We start from the raw sequence: 18,617 nt of genomic DNA, 5'->3' as shown, positions 1-18,617 counted from the left end.
TTATTAAATTAAATCATGTTTTTTCGAAAATTTAGCACTCTCTTTGTTTTTTTACTTTTATTTACCCGGATTCTTATTCATATAAACATTTTGTTAGGAGTAATCTTTTATGAACGAAAAGAGTTTTAATTATGATTTCAGTGTTATAATGCCGATTTATAATGTTGAGTTGTATCTAACTGATGCTATAGAAAGCGTCATTAACCAGACTGTGGGTTTTGAGAATATTCAGTTAATACTTGTGAATGATGATAGCCCCGATAAAAGTGAAATCATTTGTAAAGAATATGCTCAAAAATATCCAAAAAATATTGTGTATGTAAAGAAACAGAATGGCGGAGTGAGCAGTGCTCGAAATTATGGTTTAAAGTATGCTGAAGGTAGATATATTCAATTTTTGGATCCGGATGATTTAGTTTCAGAAGAAACATTCGAAAATGTTTTAAACTTCTTTAATCGACATAAGAATGAAATTGATATTGTAGCAATCCCTATTTTTTTTGAAGAAGGAAGAACTGGAGAACATAATCTAAATAATAAGTTTTCTTCTACAAGAATATTGGATGTGGAAAAAGAACCACATCATATATTAACTCATTGCTGTTCTACATTTATAAAAAAAGATGCCTTGAAAAATATCAGGTTTGATGAAAATTGTAAAATAGGTGAAGATGCCAAACTAGTTAATTTAATTATATCGCAAAAGAAAAAGTATGGTCTGGTTAAAGAGGCAAAATACCATTATAGAGTTAGAGAAGATGGATCATCTGCCATGCAGACTGCTAAAGCAAATAAGAATTGGTTTAATCATTCACTTATCACTTTCTCCAAGAATTTAATCGATATCACAAAAAATCATGAACAGAAGATACCTTTGTTTCTTCAATATATGGTTATGCATGATTTGAAGTGGAAATTATTAATTAAGGATATTAGTGAAACACCTTTAGACGAAAATGAATACCGTGAATTTTTAACATTGATTAGAGAAGTATTGTCGTATATTGACGACGATGTCATCATTGAAACAAAAAGTGTCAGCCATTTCTATCTATATCATGCTTTAAAAATAAAACACGGTGAAAATTATAGTAGGTATGTATATGAAAGAGAAACTGAACAGGATTATTATTTATACAGAGAAGATAAAATTGTTTCGAAATTATCGGATCAAACTCTAACTATTGAGATTTTAGAAGAAAATGAGGATTCTATTCACTTAGAAGGTTTTTGGAGCTCTCTGTTTAATTCTAAAGGTTTTAATTTTTATGCTAAAATTGGAGAAACAAAGATAAAAGCAAAGAATATAAAAAGACAGCATAATGATTATATAAGTTTAGGAGAAGTAATAAAAAAATATCCTGGTTTTTCTATAGATATTCCCAAAAGCTATCTAGCAGACAATCACTATATTGAATTTTTTATAACTAAGGGTAAAAAAAGAAAAAAAACAAAACTTCGCTTTTTTAAGTATTCAGGTTTGTCAAATGATCTATATCATTCTTATGCAGCTAAAAAAGATTATATCTTTTATTATAATTATAAAAAATTAATGTTCGAAAAAAATAATGTTAAAAATAGATTTATAAAAGAGTTGCGTTTCTTAAATTCCCTTCATAAATCAGGGGGTAAATCAAAGAAACGAAAATCAGCTATTAAGAAAGCTATGCTGGCAAGAATGGCACACCATGTTTTCACTATTTTTAATAGAAAACCAGTGTGGTTATTCATAGATAGACAAGATAAAGCTGATGATAATGCCGAGCACCTCTTTAAATATGCAATCAATAAGAATGATGGTGTAAAAAAATACTTTATAATAAAAAAAGATAGCAAGGATTACGACAGAATTAAAAAATACGGAAAGGTTATACCATACAGATCTTTTAGACATAAAATTTTAACCTTATCCTCTTCCAAGGTAATATCGACACATGCAGATATATGGGTTGTAAATCCATTTTTCAATATGGAGATTTATTTTAGAGATTTATTTAATTTTGAGTTTGTCTTTTTACAGCATGGAATAACAATGGCGGATCATTCTGAATGGTTAAACAAATACAGCAAGAATATCAAATTATTAGTCACTTCGGCGAAACCTGAATATCGGTCTATTGTGAAAGGGAATTACAATTATAAAAAAGAAAATATCTTTTTGGGTGGATTTCCGAGATACGATAATCTTAAGAAGAGTGAAGGGGAAAAGCAGCTTCTAATAATGCCTACATGGAGAAAAGATATTGTATTACCTAAAGATCAGGCAAAAGGAGTAAGACCGTACAATCCGAAATTTAAAGAAAGTGAATACTTTGCTAGGTATAATGCCTTGATTAATGACGAACGGCTAATCGAATTTGCTAGGAATAATAATTATAAGATAACCTTTTTCCCGCACCCGGACATTCAACAACAGATGGTAGATTTTGAAAAGCATGAGTATGTAGAGTTTGCAGATTATAATAGCAGCTATCAAATGTTATTTAATTCTTCTAATATAATGATTACTGATTTTTCATCTGTTGCATTTGATTTTGCATACAAGAAAAAACCTGTGATCTATTATCAATACGAAAAGTCATACCATTTTAAACTTGATTACTATGATTATAAGAAAATGGGCTTTGGTGATGTAATAGAAGATCATAATAGTTTAGTTGATAAAGTTATCTATTATATGAAAAATAATAGTCGTATGGAAGATAAGTATAGAAAAAGAGTAAATAACTTTTTTGCATATACTGATAAAAATAATAGGGATCGTATTTATAATGCTATTTTGCAATTAGACAATAGTAAAGTTGCTAAATGAGTTTGGCTTTGCTCTATATTGACACTTCAAAATGTTGGGAGAAGTTCTGTGGGACTTCTCCCAACATTTTAAAAGTGAAAAAAAACTCAACATCTGTTACAATATTCACCGGTGCTTTCAAATTTCTTTAACCGAAAGATCCAAAAAATCATTTAAGTCTAAGGAAGATAAACAATGAATGCATTAGTAAGAATCGTAAAAGAGCAAGTGACATCGTTTCCTTTAATTTTGCGCTTGGCTTCGTATGAGACAAAGTCTCAGTATCAGATGAATTATCTTGGTGTATTATGGCAGTTTTTAAATCCTCTCATTCAAATGCTGGCGTACTGGTTTGTATTTGGTATGGGGATTCGCAACAGTAAGCCGGTCATAACAGGTATCGGAGAAGTGCCTTTTATTGTTTGGATGCTGGCTGGGTTGATTCCATGGTTTTTTATTAGCCCGACGATTCTTGATGGATCAAACAGTGTGTTTAAGCGGATCAATATGGTTGCGAAAATGAATTTTCCGATCAGTTCACTGCCTTCTGTTGTGATTGCTTCAAATTTATTTAGTTATTTTGTAATGATGGGTGTTTATGTCATTGTCCTTTTAGCAAGCGGTATTTACCCTAGCTTGCATTGGATACAATATATTTACTATTTAATCTGCATGATTGTATTTATGTTTTCATTTAGTTTGTTTAACTCTACAATCAGTGTGCTTGTCAGAGATTATCAATTTCTGCTGCAGGCCGTAACCAGATTATTGTTCTTTTTACTTCCGATTTTTTGGAATATCTCAGAGCAGCTCGGGAAAAATCACCCGAACCTTCTGCCTGTGCTTAAGCTGAATCCGATTTTTTATCTGATAGAAGGATTCCGGAACAGCTTCTTAGACGGAAAATGGTTTTTCCAAGACATGAAGTACACGCTATACTTTTGGCTGTTCACATTCCTTTTATTGTTAGTAGGTTCTATCCTGCATATGAAATTCAGAGATAAGTTTGTTGACTTTCTTTAATACGTAAGGAGATTGTACGATGAAACTAAAAGTTTCGTTTCGAAATGTTTCAAAGCAGTATCATTTGTATAAAAAACAATCGGACAAGATTAAAGGATTGTTTTTTCCGGCTAAGGATAATGGTTTTTTTGCTGTGCGGAATGTCTCCTTTGACGTGTATGAGGGAGAGACAATCGGCTTTGTAGGGATAAATGGGTCAGGGAAATCGACCATGTCTAACCTGCTGGCTAAAATTATTCCGCCGACCAGCGGTGAAATTGAAATGAACGGCCAGCCGTCGCTGATTGCGATTGCTGCCGGTTTAAATAATCAACTGACGGGCCGGGACAATGTCCGGCTCAAGTGTTTGATGATGGGGTTAACCAATAAAGAAATTGATGACATGTATGACAGTATCGTTGAATTTGCAGAGATTGGCGATTTTATTAATCAGCCGGTTAAAAACTATTCCAGCGGTATGAAATCGCGACTCGGTTTCGCGATTTCCGTTCATATTGACCCTGACATATTAATTATTGACGAAGCGCTCTCCGTAGGGGACCAAACGTTTTATCAGAAGTGTGTAGACAGAATAAATGAGTTTAAAAAGCAAGGAAAAACCATATTTTTTGTCAGCCACTCCATCGGCCAGATTGAAAAGATGTGTGACCGCGTCGCTTGGATGCACTACGGCGAGCTTCGTATGTTTGATGAGACAAAAACTGTTGTCAAAGAGTACAAAGCGTTTATTGACTGGTTTAATAAGCTGTCGAAAAAAGAAAAAGAAACATATAAAAAAGAGCAAACGGAAGAGCGGAAGAAAGAAGATCCTGAAGCGTTTGCCCGTTTCCGCAAAAAGAAGAAACAGCCGAAATCACTGGCTAATGCTGTTCAAATTGCTATTTTGTCTATCCTGACGGTCTTTGCTGCGGGAACGATGTTCTTTAATGCCCCGCTTCGTACAATTGCTTCGTTTGGCGCGATTCCGCAAAATGAAGTGAAGAAGCATGATGGCGATGCAAAGGGCAAAGCAGAGGAACACTTAACTGCAGTCAATAAGCAAGGGGTTATAGCAGCTGAAAAAGCGTCTGTTTATAAGGATCAAGATTTGAAGCAGGAGGCTGGCGTTACACTGCCATTCGGTACCGAGGTGACGGTAGCTGCAAAAGGCAAAAAAGCAGCGAAAATAAAGTTTGACGGGCAGTCTTATTTTGTGAAACAGAGCGCTGTTGCAACAAACGTGAAACATGCTGAATTGCAGGCTGCGGCCTTTACGCCTTATGTTCCGCAAACAGCAGCGTCTTCCTATGAATACTTCCTGAAATTCTTGGGAGACAGCAGCGGCAGCATTCAATCGAAATTGAATGGATATACTGAAGGAGATACAGCTGACGGCAGAAAAACGTTGGATTTTGATTATGAAAAAATAAGCTATGTGCTGGAGAATGATAAAGCATCAGAGCTTATCTTTCATAACATTTCTCCCGTTACTCCGGCGTCACTATCTTTAAGTGACAGCGATGTATTGTATGACAGCAGCAAGAATCGTTTTCTTGTAAATACAGCTGATCTGGTTTTTGCAGTTGATAATGAAGAGCATACGCTGACCTTGATGTCGAAATAAGAAAAGGCTATTGGATGAATGTCCAATAGCCTTTTTGTTTAGATTTCTTCTTTGTTTAGTAAACCTTCCATAAATGGAACGAGCTGCTCGCGAAGCTCTTTATCCTGCATCGCAAACTCAAGAGTTGTTGTGATAAAGCCGAGCTTTTCGCCAACATCATAACGCTTACCTTCAAAATCGTAAGCAAACACTCTTTGAATTTCATTCAGTTTTTGGATGGCGTCTGTCAGCTGAATTTCACCGCCGGCGCCAACCTGCTGCTCCTCTAAGTACATGAAGATCTCAGGTGTGAATACGTAACGGCCTAAGATGGCAAGGTTAGAAGGTGCAGTGCCTTTAGGCGGCTTCTCAACGAAATTTTTCACCTGGTAACGGCGGCCCTCACTTGTCAGCGGGTCGATAATACCGTAGCGGTGTGTTTCATCTTCAGGCACTTGCTGAACACCGATAATAGAAGAAAGTGTTCTTTCGTATTCATCCATTAATTGGCGCAACCCTGGTGTTTCTGCCTGTACAATATCGTCTCCAAGCAGAACCGCAAACGGCTCATCACCGATAAAGTTGCGTGCGCACCAGACAGCGTGTCCGAGTCCTTTAGGCTCTTTTTGGCGGATATAGTGAATGTCAGCCAGGTTAGAAGCTTTTTTCACTTTTTCAAGAAGTTCAGTTTTTCCTTTTTCTTCTAGGTTTCTTTCAAGCTCAGGAGAGTAATCAAAATGATCCTCAATCGCACGCTTGCTTTTTCCTGTTACGATAATAATATCCTCAATACCGGCTTCAACAGCTTCTTCAATTATGTATTGAATGGTAGGCTTATCAACGATAGGAAGCATTTCTTTCGGCATTGCTTTCGTAGCCGGAAGAAAACGTGTTCCTAAGCCTGCTGCTGGAATTATGGCTTTACGTACTTTTTTCAATGTCAAAGCACCTTCCTTATCAATAAATTTATAATTAATTTCTCTTTACCCGGAAATATAATTTTCACACATTTAATCATATAGGATAAGGCATTTTTAAACAAGTTTAAACGCAAATAGTAATTTTCAATTTAAACGGGATCTAATTTAATGTAGAATCGTATCTATACAATTAAAATTTTAGAGGATACAGGTGAATAATAATGAAAAGAATAAAGGTTATGACAATTTTCGGGACCAGGCCGGAAGCGATCAAGATGGCACCGCTTGTGCTTGAATTGAGAAAATATCCTGAAATAGATTCCTATGTGACCGTCACTGCACAGCACAGACAAATGCTCGATCAGGTTTTAGATGCGTTTCACATCAAGCCTGATTTCGATTTGAACATTATGAAGGAGCGGCAGACGCTGGCAGAGATTACGTCCAACGCACTTGTGAAATTGGATGAGCTGTTTAAAGACATCAAGCCCGATATTGTGCTTGTCCATGGTGATACGACGACGACATTTGCCGGAAGCCTGGCCGCTTTTTATCATCAAATTGCTGTTGGCCATGTGGAGGCTGGGCTCCGTACGGGGAATAAGTATTCCCCATTTCCGGAAGAGCTCAACCGCCAGATGACCGGTGCGATTGCTGATTTGCATTTTGCGCCGACAGGCCAGGCGAAAGACAATTTATTAAAAGAAAATAAAAAGGCAGACTCCATTTTTGTAACGGGCAATACAGCGATTGACGCACTCCGCACAACGGTGAGGGACGGCTATTCACATCCTGTCCTCGATCAGGTGGGCGAGGATAAAATGATTCTGCTGACCGCGCATCGCCGGGAAAATCTAGGTGAGCCAATGGAAAACATGTTCAAGGCCATCCGCAGAATTGTTGAGGAATTTAAAGATGTACAGGTCGTTTACCCTGTGCACCTGAATCCTGTTGTCCGGGAAGCGGCTCAGAAGCATTTTGGCGATTCTGACAGAGTGCATCTGATTGAACCTTTAGAAGTTATTGATTTCCATAACTTTGCGGCAAAATCGCATTTCATTTTGACAGATTCTGGCGGCGTGCAGGAGGAAGCACCATCTCTCGGGAAACCGGTGCTTGTGCTGCGTGATACGACGGAACGGCCTGAAGGAGTGGAAGCGGGGACGCTGAAGCTTGCGGGGACGGATGAGGAAAACATTTATCAGCTGGCAAAACAGCTGTTAACTGATGATGATGAGTACCAGAAAATGTCCTACGCTTCTAATCCGTACGGAGATGGAGAGGCTTCGCGCCGGATCGTGGAAGAATTGCTGTTTCATTACGGATATCGGCAAGACCATCCGGACTCATTTACAGGAAAATAAAAAAGAAGCTTTGCACACTGTGCGAAGCTTTTTTTTATTAAATTTTTTATATTTCCTTCAAACTTTTTTAAAATATCATAAAGGGCGCTTCAATTAGCTTGTAGAGTATTAAGGATTATTTATAACTTTTTTAATTAAGAAATAAATTTTGGGATAGTCGATTGAGCTTTGAAAAAGTTTTACTATGTTCTCAATTTTCTTTAGATTGTGACGATAAAGACATTGAGGTGAAAAAATGAAAAATTGGATTGTTTTAATGTTCTTTATATTGCTACTTGCAGGTTGTGGGACTAATAATCAAAACCAAGGAGAAGATGTGTCAGAGAGTAACATCGTGACAAAAGAAGGTGTTTTTGTGGGTTTAGCAGATACTCACACTATTGAAGTGATCGTAGATAGCGAACCTATTAGTCTAGATATTACTGACGAATCGATAAGTGATGTAAGTAATCTAGATAGTGGTGATGAAGTCACTGTTAAATACGAAAAAAATAATAAGGGTCAGCTTTTATTAAAAAAGATTCAACAAACTCATTAACTTTGATATTATTTTAAACTTTAAAGTCATATCAATTAATGAGTTTGTTTGCTGTGAAAAATAAAGCAACAAACTTAAATATTGCATACTAAAGAAAGCTCATAGATAAACTCTCATTACCGATACGTGTTTAAAAAAGAATTCAAGTCTTAAATTTATAGAATACACTTGCGATTGATGTTCCAGTTACTTGATTTAGATGATATTTAATAAAGTAGCTGTTTTCAATCTGCGGGATTGTTTTTTGCCTATTAAGGGCATTTAAGGAGGAGAATAAATTGCGTTCTTATATAAAAGTCCTGTCAATGTGTTTTTTCGGACTCATTCTTTTTGTGCCAATAGCATTGGCTGATAACTCAGTTAAAAGAGTCGGAGGAAACAGCAGATATGGGACTGCGGTTGAAATATCAAAGCAGACTTACTCAACAGCCAGTACTGCAGTAATTGTCAGTGGCAATGCATATGCAGATGCGATAGTAGCGGCACCTCTAGCTTATCAGAAGAATGCACCGCTTTTGTACACAACTACTGACAAACTTTCATATGAAACAAAAACAAGGTTAAAAGATATGCGTACTAAAAATGTAATTATAGTAGGCGGGACACCAGTTGTTTCTTCTAATACTGCAAATCAGATTAAAAGAATGGGAATTAGTATCAAACGTATAGCAGGAAGCAATCGGTTTGAAACATCTGCAAGAGTGGCAAAAGCAATGACCGCACCTTCAAAGGTTATTATTTTAAATGGATTCTTATATGAAGATGCTCCAGCAATTATCCCTTACGCAGCGAAAAATGGTTTTCCAATTCTTTTTACAAACAAAACTTATATAAACAGTGCAACAACAGCAGTGATCAAGGATAAGAAGATCAGAAGTTCTATAATTGTCGGAAGTACCAAAAGTATTAGCAACTCGGTAAATAAAAAATTGCCCTCTCCAACAAGGATCAGCGGATCAAATAGATACGAGCTGGCTGCAAATATTGTACAGAAGCTTAATTTGTCAACGAGCAAGGTATACGTAAGTAACGGATACAGTTATTCTGACGCCATCGTAGGGGCTCTATTAGCAGCTATGAATAAACAATCTCTTATTGTTACAGATGGTCAAAATTTATCTGTCGGGACTCGCAAAATCATAGGAAGTGAAAATGCGTCTAATTTTACAGTTATAGGAACCCCCCCCGCTATTAGCACTAAAGTTTTTAATCAGTTGAAGAATCCTGTTGTGGGTGAAACTATTTTTATCGATCCTGGTCACGGTGACCAAGATTCAGGTGCAGTCGCAAACGGTCTTCTCGAGAAAGAAATTAACCTTGATATAGCGAAAAGAGTCAATATGAAACTGAATGCTTCTGGTGCTCTTTCGGTAATGTCGAGGTCTAATGATACTTTTTATTCTCTACAAGAAAGAGTTAGTAAGGCTGCCTCTACTCAAGCAGATTTATTTATCAGTATTCATGGAAATGCAAATGATAGTTCATCTCCTAATGGAAGTGAGACGTTTTACGATACAACTTATCAGGCAACGAAAAGCAAAAGATTAGCTGATCAAATTCAGCCTAAACTTGCAACTTATCTTAAAACAAGGAATCGTGGAGTGAAACGAGCTGGTTTCTATGTTATTAAATATTCTAGAATGCCAAGTGTTTTAGTTGAAACTGCTTTTATTACAAACTCATCCGATGCAAGTAAACTAAAACAGTCGGTTTATAAGGATAAAGCTGCCCAAGCTATATATGACGGCACAGTTTCTTACTATAAATAAAAGCTTATGTGAAAAAACTCAAAAGCTTTATTTTTATTAGAATATATATCTTCTTATTATTATAGAGAGATTTCAAAGAAACGTTCTATATCTACCGCTTCTAACATGCAACTTTTCTATTTGCAAAGTTGAATTTGTTTTACGTGACCATTCGTTGAAGAAGATTGCAGATATCGAATTTAAACAGGTATATAGAGGAGAATTTTTCTGGTTTTAACTACGTGAAACAGTCAAGAAAACTAAAACAAAAAGAAGCTTTGCACACACTGTGCGAAGCTTCTTTTTGTTTTAATTTTCGAGGCTTTCCTTCAGCTCTTTTGTGATATCGGAAAGTGCGCTTTCATCAGCCTGGTAGTAGTAAATTCCGTTGATTTTCGTGCCTGTACCTTTTAGTTCGTGCTGTTTAATCTTTTTACGCGCGCCTTTGTAGTCGGACTGGATATCCCACATGTCATCGAAGGTCAAGTTCGTTTTCACATTATCTTCAACGACTTTAAACATATCTCCAAATTTCGTGATAGAAGAAATATTTGCGCCTTTATTAATAATTCCTTCGATCACTTGGCGCTGGCGGTCCTGGCGGCCGAAATCGCCTCTCGGATCTTCTTTTCTCATCCGGGTATAGGCGAGCGCTTCTTTTCCGTTCAGCGTGATTTCTCCTTTGCCGAACGAATAACCGTCATAGCTGAACGCGAATGTACTGTTTACTGTGATGCCGCCAAGTGTATCAACAACGTCTCTAAAGCTTTCCATGTTCACTTTTACAAAATAATCAACTGGAACATCGAGGAAGTTTTCAACCGTGTCAACCGCCATCTGCGTACCGCCGAATGCGTATGAATGATTGATTTTATCCATTGTGCCTTTCCCGATAATTTTTGTATATGTGTCACGCGGAATGCTGACCATGTCAGTTGTATTCGTTTTTGGGTTAACGGTCAGATAAATGAGCGTGTCGGCACGGCCTTTATCGCCGTCGCGTTCATCCACACCCATGATTAAGACGGAAAACGGATCTTTTTTATTGATGTTGACCTCAGTATCCCTCTTTTTAGATTTATCAATACTTTCATGAATACTTGCCACGGTTGAAGCTGCTTTATGCCATAAGTAGTATGCGTAGCCGCCTGTTCCGAGCACAAATACGGCCACAATGGCTAAAATGACAAGTAACGCTTTTCTTTTTTTCTTTCTTTTTTCAGCTCTCATATAAAGTCCTCGCTTTTTTGTAATCTAGTAAGATTATAAGTTTCTTAATATTTGAAAACAACTAAAATTTGTCTGATTCTTTACAATAGACGGCTGCTTGTAACAAATGTTTCGGTATTTTAAGAAAATCCGCAAAAATTTTTCGTTGTTTTGAAAAAAGTTTTAAAATACACTTGAAAGATTAGATAGGAAATTAAAATCGATAATTCGATGACCTACATGCTGTAAGTTTGTTAGTGTATACTAAATAGCTGAAAACTGATTAAGTTCAAAGACAAAAGTGGACAGAAGGAAATAGGCGAATGAAGAAAATAGGAAAATTAACGGTGAAAATACAATTGTAGTAAAGAGACATTGATAGGAAAAATTAAAACTACACATGCTATGTAAAAGTTTAACAAAATTTAAGGTTAGGCCTATTCTTATTGACAGATGTTTTTGATATAATTATCAGGCAAAAATATAACCGATCCATTAGGGTAGTGAGGTAATCGATGAAAATAAGCATTGTTATCCCTGTATATAATTCAGAAGATCTTATTTCCGAATGTCTTGACAGCTTAGTTAATCAAACGATGCCAAAAGAGGATTATGAGATTATATGTGTCGATGATAAATCTACAGATTCATCTTTAGACATTTTGAATCAATATAAAAAGAAATATGACAATATTGTTGTTGTTGAAAGAACGGTAAATTCAGGCGGTCCAGGTGCTCCGAGAAATGATGCAATAAAAATTGCCCAGGGTGAATACATTCTATTTGTTGATTCCGATGACTATATAGGAAATGAAGCATTGTTAAGGTGGTATAATTTCTCAAAAGAGAATCAATCAGATATTACTTTAGGAAAGTTAAAAGGGATAAACGGCAGAGGTGTTCCCAAATCAATGTTTAAGGAAACGAACCCGGATGTTGATTTGGTTGATTCCAAAATTGTTTTTACATTGGGACCCCAAAAACTGTTTAAAGCCTCACTTTTAAAGGAAAATCAAATAACCTTCCCTACTCACATAAAAGCAGCGGAAGATCAAGTCTTCACAATGAACGCTTATTTGAAAGCAAAGAAGATTTCTGTTTCAGCTGACTATGATTATTACTATCTGGTCAAAAGAGACGGTGAACATATGAGTGTTGCTTATGTTCCTCCAGAGAACTTTTATGGAGCAATGGAAGATATTATCTCTGCTATCAAGGCAAGTGAACTGGAAGAAGCGAGAAAAATTAAGCTGATGGCAGTATTTTTAAACAGGCATTTTGATTTTTCCCGGACAAAAAATGTTACGATTAAAATGAAAACCGATGAAGAAAGAGCTGAATGGTTTAAATACTTGTCATCATTCATTCATGCAGTACCTGAAGAGGCTGATCAATTTGTGCTTCCGCATATCAAATTGCGGCTGCTGTTTATTCGGAATAATGATTTGCAAGGATTAACCCAGTTTGAGCGGGAGGAACAGGACATTAAAAAGTTCTGTACTGTAAATAATGGGGAGTTAATTGCACGTTATCCGAGCTTGGAGCGGTATCCAATTTCTGAAGAACTGTTAAAAGTGAATTATAAAAATAAGCTTGAACATTATCTGCAGAATATTGAATTTAGCGATAACAGCCTCAACATTCAAGGAACCATTAAACACAAATTGGTCAATGATGAAACGAATAATAATCAATCTCTGACGGGAGTATTTGTTCATCGCGATACAAAGGCGGAAAAGTACATTTCGCCGGCATCATATGAAAATTCAACATTTACATTTGAGTGCAAGTTTGATGAACTGGCATCTGCTGAAGAAGATTTAGGTGTGTGGGATTTCTTTATTGAATCGTCAATAGACGGCTATAAATTAAGGGCAAGAATAGGAAACAAGCGTGCTGCATACAAGTATTCAACAAATACAGTATATTTAGGGCATAACGCTTTGTTTGTCTACAGTGCCAGACCATACTTCACAATGAACTATGATAATCTTTCGATTGATATAAAGAAACATGCATATACAGAAGCTGAACTTTCTTATGAAACAGAATCAAAAGATTTATCATTTATTTTTAAAGATAAGCAAATCTGTTTGCCGAATGAATCAAAAATCATTGTGAATACCGGACAGTCTGAAATCTCATTACCGGTAAAACGCATTGATTTAGAGCCTAATTGTACGAAATTGACGGTAAACATGCAGAGTTTGCTTGAACAGCTAGCTCATGTAAAGAAAGAGCGATTAATTGATTTTGCGATAAACACTTCTCAAAATAAAATCAGTGCAAAAGTGGATAATCAAGCAATTATCCTGGACACAAAGAGCGTGGAACGAAAATCCATGTTATTCTTTAGTAAAACGGTTGAGGTTCAATATAAGCTGTTAACCTCTAAATCAAAATTTTATTTTCAATATTAAATGCCTCGCAGCGAAAAGAGACAAATCTGTAAAATGGTTTGTCTCTTTTTTTATACAATATGCTTAATTTTTAAAAAAAATGTCTAAAACAATAAAAAGTTTACGATTAAATGTCAGAAAAAATAACAAATTCACACTTCTTAACATACCATTTACATCCAATTAACATCCGTCTGCTAAACTGACTGGCATAGGTCATCATAACATCCCAAACAAATCGTGAGGTGTGTGTCAGTGAGTGCAGAGAAAAGCATGAATGTGAGTCGTGAATTCTCAGTTCAGCAAATAAATTCTTTTACATTATCTGAAAAGACGACTCGTTATTTGGCAGTAAAGCGCGTAATGGATATTTGGTTTGCGCTCATTGGATTGGCGATTGCGCTGCCAATGATTGCGGTATTTTCAATATTGATTTGTTTGGAGACGCCGGGGCCTGCCATTTATACGCAGGAACGCGTAGGGAAAGGCGGAAAACCATTTAAGCTTTATAAGCTTCGTTCCATGAAAATAGATGCCGAGAAGTCCGGGGCTGTTTGGGCGCAGAAGCAAGATCCGCGGGTGACAAGGATCGGAGCTTTTATCAGAAGAACGAGAATTGACGAGCTTCCTCAGCTATTTAATGTGCTGAAAGGCGATATGAGTATGATTGGCCCTCGTCCGGAACGTCCCGTGTTTACGGAAAAATTCCAGAATGAAATTCCAGGCTTTACACAGCGTCTGGCTGTTAAACCGGGATTGAGCGGCTGGGCTCAGGTGAACGGCGGTTACGATATGACGCCGAAGGAAAAGCTGATATTTGATTTATATTACATTCGCAATCTGACTTTCACTTTAGAATTAAAAATTATGTTAAAAACTTGTAAAGTAGTCTGGACAGGTGATGGTGCAAGATAAAACTGAATGCCTGTATTCACCATCAATCTGAGCTTAAAAAGAAGTAGGGAATATGATGCCAAGTATTACAAAACAAATCATGAGCGGGGCAAAGTGGACAAGTATTTCAACCATGTGTATTACAATCATACAAATCGTTCAGTTTGCTCTGCTAGGAAATATGATGACCTTAACGGAATTTGGACTCGTCGGCATGATCACAACGGTTACAGTATTCGCCCAGATTGTGCTTGATATGGGTTTTGGCGCAGCGTTAATTCAGAGAGATGATGCGACGGAGCGACAGCTGTCAACACTGTATTGGCTTAATATTATGACCGGCGTTTTGCTGTTTGTTCTATTATATGTGAGCAGTCCCGTCATTGCGGGATTTTATCAAAGGGAAGAGCTGGTGTTTCTGATTCGGATTTTGGCGATTATGTTTTTAATCGCGCCAATCGGACAACAGTATCAGTATATGCTGCAAAAGCAGCTGCATTTTAATACGTTAAGTAAAATTGAGATTTTTTCAAATGTATTGTCCTTCGGATATTTAGCGGTAGCGGTTTTTATGATGGATGCGATTTTGGCATACGTCATTTCTCAAGTGCTGCTGCAGTCCAGTAAAGGGCTTTTATATTGGGCCGTATACCGGAAAAAATGGCACCCCGCTTTTGTTTTTGACTTGAGGGGAATGAAGGAGTTCTTTTCCTTTGGAGCCTTTCAGCTTTCATCCCGTCTTGTGAACAGGCTGGGAGCGAATATCGATATGATTTTGATCGGACGGTTTATCGGTGCTGAAGCGTTGGGGATTTATAACCTTGCTTACCAGATTGTTACCATTCCGGTTTTGAAGATCAATCCGATTGTGACACGGGTGGCATTCCCTGTTTTCGCAAAAAACAAATATGAAAACAGCGTGATCAGAGAAGGATTTTTGAATATGACAAAAATGCTGGCGCTAGTGTCGTTTCCTCTGTTAATCGGGCTTGTGTCTGTGTCAGACGCCTTTATCGCAGCGGTATTTGGAGAAAAATGGCTTGCTGCTGTTCCGGTTCTAAATGTTTTGGCCATTGTCGGGATACTTCGAGTACTCATGAATCCAAATGGATCTGTACTTCTTGCTAAAGGAAGAGCGGACTTAGCGTTTTATTGGGATTCCGGTGTGCTGCTGCTTTACGGTTTGTCACTGTTTGCAGCTGTACAAACGGGAAATCTGCAGACAGTCGCATGGGTATATGCCATCATCAGCGTTTTCAATTTCCTGATCGGGCGCTGGCTCCTGTCATATGTCATTAAGCTTAACCTTTCGGCTTATTTCCAGTCTATTATGAAGCCGTTTCTGATCACAGCCGCGATGGGCATCATCGCGTTTGGTGTAAGTCTAGGTACAGAACACTTCAGTCTGCAGGCAGAAATGCGACTGGCCATTTCAGTGGCGGCCGGGGCGCTGTGCTATCTCTTTCTTTTGGTAAAAGCGTACCCTCAAACGAAAAGCAAACTACTAAGAAAAGGACGTTTGTCATGAAGATTTTGTGGATCACAAGCGTATATCCGAGCAGTCTGAAACCCGGTGAGGGTGTGTTTCATGAGACTCAGGTGCAAGAGCTGCAAAAACTCGGGCTAGATATCACCGTGATATGCCCAAGGCCTTTTCATTCGGCCCCTGTCCGCATGCTGAAAAAGGCATATCGAAAAAAGGATGCCAGACCGGAGTATGAGATTAGGAAGGGGGTACCGGTTCACCGGCCTTTCTATCGAGCAGTTCCCGGCCAGCTGAAGTGGGCTCAGCCTCACCGGAGAATCGCATCAGCCGTTTTAAAAACGATGAAACAGCGCGACATACATCCGGATCTGATCCATGCGCATTTTGCCATGCCATCGGGCGGGGCTGCGGCAGTCGTGTCGGAGTCAGAGCGAATTCCTTATGTTCTGACCTTGCACGGCAGTGATGTGAATGTCTATCCGCATTACAGCAAAGGGGCGTTTAAAGCCTTCAATCGTGCGGTTGGTTCCGCGTCAGCCGTTTTAGCAGTCAGCCACAAGCTCCAGGAAGAAACCAAAACGCTTTCCGGCTTTGACAGCTCGGTTCTGCCGATCGGCATACAGCTGAGCCGCTTTCAGGAGAATGAGCAAACAAAAGAAGAAATCAGAAAAAAACTCGGGCTTCCGCTCGATCAGCGTCTGGCGGTCTATGTGGGACGGCTCGTCAGGGAGAAAGGCATTTTTGAACTGTCTGAAGCCATCGAATCGTTGAAGGAACCTCCTAAGGCAGTCTTTGTCGGGGATGGTCCTGCAAAATCATTGCTGATCCAGAAGGGACATATCGTCACAGGTCAAGTGCCCAATCATAAGGTAAGAGACTATTTGCTTGCGGCAGACATGTTCGTGCTTCCTTCTTACAGTGAGGGGATGCCGACTGTCGTGATTGAGGCGCTGGCGCTAAGAGTTCCTGTCATCTGTACAGATGTTGGCGGTGTGGCATCATTATTCGGAAAGCATCAGCATTTGCTGATTAAACCGAAATCTGCTCAAGCCTTGGCGGAAGCGATCACTCTGTACGAACATGAGCAAATATGGAAACCGGAAGTTGCAGATGATTTGTATGAAATCGTGCAGGCGCAATTTGACGCCGGAAAAAATGCCAAGACCTTGCATCATCAGTATCAGACGGTCATGAAAACGTCCGTTTAATCGTAAGAAACTGAGACCAATATAAATAAGAAGGTAATTTTACAGGAGAGGGATGAGCGCTGTGGAAAAAATAGCTGTAATTGGAACAGGTTATGTAGGACTCGTGTCAGGCACTTGCTTTGCGGAGATCGGCAATAAAGTTGTTTGCTGTGATATCGATGAATCAAAAATCAGAAGTCTGAAAAATGGAGTAATCCCGATCTATGAGCCAGGGCTTGCAGACTTAGTTGAAAAAAATGTGCTGGATCAGCGTCTGTCCTTTACTAATGATATCCCGTCCGCCATTCGGGCGTCAGACATTATTTATATTGCAGTCGGAACTCCGATGTCCAAAACAGGTGAAGCTGATTTAACGTACGTCAAAGCGGCGGCGAAAACAATCGGTGAGCACCTCAACGGCTACAAAATTATCGTAAATAAAAGCACAGTCCCGGTCGGAACAGGAAAACTGGTTCAATCAATCGTTCAAAAAGCTTCAAAGGGAAGATACTCATTTGATGTTGTATCTAATCCTGAATTCCTTCGGGAGGGCTCAGCGATTCATGACACGATGAATATGGAGCGTGCCGTGATTGGCTCAACAAGTCATAAAGCCGCTGCCATCATTGAGGATCTGCACCAGCCTTTCCACGCTCCTGTCATTAAAACAAACTTAGAAAGTGCAGAAATGATTAAATATGCCGCGAATGCGTTTCTGGCGACAAAGATTTCCTTTATCAACGATATCGCAAACATTTGTGAGCGAGTCGGCGCAGATGTTTCAAAAGTTGCTGATGGCGTGGGGCTTGACAGCCGTATCGGCAGAAAGTTCCTAAAAGCGGGTATTGGGTTTGGCGGCTCCTGTTTTCCTAAGGATACAACCGCACTGCTTCAAATCGCAAAATCGGCCGGCTATCCATTTAAGCTTATAGAAGCTGTCATTGAAACGAACGAAAAGCAGCGCGTTCACATTGTAGATAAACTCTTAACTGTTATGGGAAGCATCAAAGGAAGAACCATTTCCGTTCTCGGATTGGCCTTCAAGCCAAATACAAACGATGTGAGATCCGCTCCTGCTCTAGATATTATCCCGATGCTGCAGCAGCTGGGCGCACATGTAAAAGCATACGATCCGATTGCTATTCCTGAAGCCTCAGCGATCCTTGGCGAACAGGTCGAGTATTACACAGATGTGTATGATGTGATTGAGGACACTGATGCATGCCTGATCTTAACGGATTGGCCGGAAGTGAAAGAAATGGAGCTTGTAAAAGTGAAAACCCTCTTAAAACAGCCAATCATCATCGACGGCAGAAATTTATTTTCACTTGAAGAGATGCAGGCAGCCGGATACATTTATCACTCCATCGGCCGTCCTGCTGTTCGGGGAGCGGAGCCTTCTGACAAGTATTTTCCGGGCTTGCCGCTCGAGGAATTGGCTAAAGACTTGGGGAGCGTCAACCTATAAAAAGAAAA

General features: G+C 38.6%; 13 protein-coding genes. 11 read left to right on the top strand and 2 right to left on the bottom strand.

Going from position 1 to position 18,617, the window contains the following annotated elements:
* The first annotated feature begins 109 nt into the window (after nucleotides 1-109).
* The 3 genes from ggaB (at nucleotide 110) to tagH (ending at nucleotide 5,417) form a co-directional block, all read left to right on the top strand.
* A complete protein-coding gene (gene ggaB / locus BSI_RS19580) occupies nucleotides 110-2,812 on the top strand; it encodes a poly(glucosyl N-acetylgalactosamine 1-phosphate) glucosyltransferase (RefSeq protein WP_003235507.1) in 2,703 nt (900 codons plus the stop codon).
* Nucleotides 2,813-2,986: 174 nt separating this feature from the next.
* Complete coding sequence (tagG, locus tag BSI_RS19585; RefSeq protein WP_003235506.1) at nucleotides 2,987-3,814, top strand: teichoic acids export ABC transporter permease subunit TagG; 828 nt, start codon at nucleotides 2,987-2,989, stop codon at nucleotides 3,812-3,814.
* Nucleotides 3,815-3,833: 19 nt separating this feature from the next.
* On the top strand, nucleotides 3,834-5,417 hold the full coding sequence (gene tagH / locus BSI_RS19590; protein ID WP_003235504.1) for a teichoic acids export ABC transporter ATP-binding subunit TagH: 1,584 nt from the start codon (nucleotides 3,834-3,836) through the stop codon (nucleotides 5,415-5,417).
* Between the two features lie 38 nt (nucleotides 5,418-5,455).
* Here tagH and galU read toward each other — a convergent pair whose 3' ends face one another.
* Nucleotides 5,456-6,334, bottom strand: a complete 879-nt coding sequence (gene galU, locus BSI_RS19595) for a UTP--glucose-1-phosphate uridylyltransferase GalU (protein ID WP_029316912.1) — start codon at nucleotides 6,332-6,334, stop codon at nucleotides 5,456-5,458.
* A 203-nt stretch (nucleotides 6,335-6,537) separates the two neighbouring features.
* Here galU and wecB point away from each other — a divergent pair, with 203 nt between their 5' ends.
* From wecB to lytC, 3 genes are all read left to right on the top strand, one after another.
* Nucleotides 6,538-7,680, top strand: a complete 1,143-nt coding sequence (wecB, locus tag BSI_RS19600) for a non-hydrolyzing UDP-N-acetylglucosamine 2-epimerase (protein WP_003235500.1) — start codon at nucleotides 6,538-6,540, stop codon at nucleotides 7,678-7,680.
* Between the two features lie 235 nt (nucleotides 7,681-7,915).
* A complete protein-coding gene (lytA, locus tag BSI_RS0120685) occupies nucleotides 7,916-8,218 on the top strand; it encodes an acidic lipoprotein LytA (RefSeq protein WP_032731657.1) in 303 nt (100 codons plus the stop codon).
* A gap of 278 nt (nucleotides 8,219-8,496) precedes the next feature.
* Nucleotides 8,497-9,987, top strand: a complete 1,491-nt coding sequence (gene lytC, locus BSI_RS19605; RefSeq protein ID WP_003235498.1) for an N-acetylmuramoyl-L-alanine amidase LytC — start codon at nucleotides 8,497-8,499, stop codon at nucleotides 9,985-9,987.
* A 288-nt stretch (nucleotides 9,988-10,275) separates the two neighbouring features.
* On the opposite strand, the gene tagU is transcribed toward lytC, so the two are convergent.
* Nucleotides 10,276-11,196 carry a polyisoprenyl-teichoic acid--peptidoglycan teichoic acid transferase TagU gene (gene tagU / locus BSI_RS19610; RefSeq protein ID WP_003235497.1) on the bottom strand — a complete coding sequence of 307 codons (921 nt, stop codon included), beginning with the start codon at nucleotides 11,194-11,196 and terminating at the stop codon, nucleotides 10,276-10,278.
* A gap of 494 nt (nucleotides 11,197-11,690) precedes the next feature.
* Between tagU and tarQ the strand changes: the two genes are divergently transcribed.
* The 5 genes from tarQ to tuaD all read left to right on the top strand — a co-directional run bounded on the left by tarQ (nucleotide 11,691) and on the right by tuaD (nucleotide 18,609).
* Nucleotides 11,691-13,595: a (poly)ribitol-phosphate teichoic acid beta-D-glucosyltransferase TarQ gene (tarQ, locus tag BSI_RS19615; protein ID WP_003235495.1), complete on the top strand. Its 1,905-nt coding sequence runs from the start codon at nucleotides 11,691-11,693 to the stop codon at nucleotides 13,593-13,595.
* A gap of 234 nt (nucleotides 13,596-13,829) precedes the next feature.
* Nucleotides 13,830-14,489, top strand: coding sequence for a sugar transferase (locus BSI_RS19620; RefSeq protein WP_003235493.1), 660 nt, complete (start codon nucleotides 13,830-13,832; stop codon nucleotides 14,487-14,489).
* Between the two features lie 55 nt (nucleotides 14,490-14,544).
* A complete protein-coding gene (gene tuaB / locus BSI_RS19625; RefSeq protein ID WP_032731808.1) occupies nucleotides 14,545-15,996 on the top strand; it encodes a teichuronic acid biosynthesis protein TuaB in 1,452 nt (483 codons plus the stop codon).
* Nucleotides 15,993-17,162, top strand: a complete 1,170-nt coding sequence (gene tuaC / locus BSI_RS19630; RefSeq protein ID WP_003235489.1) for a teichuronic acid biosynthesis protein TuaC — start codon at nucleotides 15,993-15,995, stop codon at nucleotides 17,160-17,162. The genes tuaB and tuaC overlap by 4 nt, the downstream gene beginning before the upstream one ends.
* 61 nt (nucleotides 17,163-17,223) lie before the next feature.
* The gene (gene tuaD, locus BSI_RS19635; RefSeq protein WP_080030784.1) at nucleotides 17,224-18,609 is read left to right on the top strand and encodes a UDP-glucose 6-dehydrogenase TuaD; all 1,386 of its coding nucleotides are present in this window, start codon (nucleotides 17,224-17,226) and stop codon (nucleotides 18,607-18,609) included.
* The last annotated feature ends 8 nt before the right edge of the window (nucleotides 18,610-18,617 follow it).

Origin of the sequence: Bacillus inaquosorum KCTC 13429 (assembly GCF_000332645.1) — a bacterium.
Lineage (GTDB): Bacteria > Bacillota > Bacilli > Bacillales > Bacillaceae > Bacillus > Bacillus inaquosorum.
This window is presented reverse-complemented; position numbering and strand designations above follow the sequence as displayed.

Coding starts and splice junctions, on each gene's coding strand:
- wecB (WP_003235500.1), top strand. CDS start 6,538: ATGAAAAGAATAAAGGTTATGACAATTTTCGGGACCAGGCCGGAAGCG.
- tarQ (WP_003235495.1), top strand. CDS start 11,691: ATGAAAATAAGCATTGTTATCCCTGTATATAATTCAGAAGATCTTATT.
- tagG (WP_003235506.1), top strand. CDS start 2,987: ATGAATGCATTAGTAAGAATCGTAAAAGAGCAAGTGACATCGTTTCCT.
- tuaB (WP_032731808.1), top strand. CDS start 14,545: ATGCCAAGTATTACAAAACAAATCATGAGCGGGGCAAAGTGGACAAGT.
- tagU (WP_003235497.1), bottom strand. CDS start 11,196: ATGAGAGCTGAAAAAAGAAAGAAAAAAAGAAAAGCGTTACTTGTCATT.
- lytA (WP_032731657.1), top strand. CDS start 7,916: ATGAAAAATTGGATTGTTTTAATGTTCTTTATATTGCTACTTGCAGGT.
- tuaC (WP_003235489.1), top strand. CDS start 15,993: ATGAAGATTTTGTGGATCACAAGCGTATATCCGAGCAGTCTGAAACCC.
- ggaB (WP_003235507.1), top strand. CDS start 110: ATGAACGAAAAGAGTTTTAATTATGATTTCAGTGTTATAATGCCGATT.
- tagH (WP_003235504.1), top strand. CDS start 3,834: ATGAAACTAAAAGTTTCGTTTCGAAATGTTTCAAAGCAGTATCATTTG.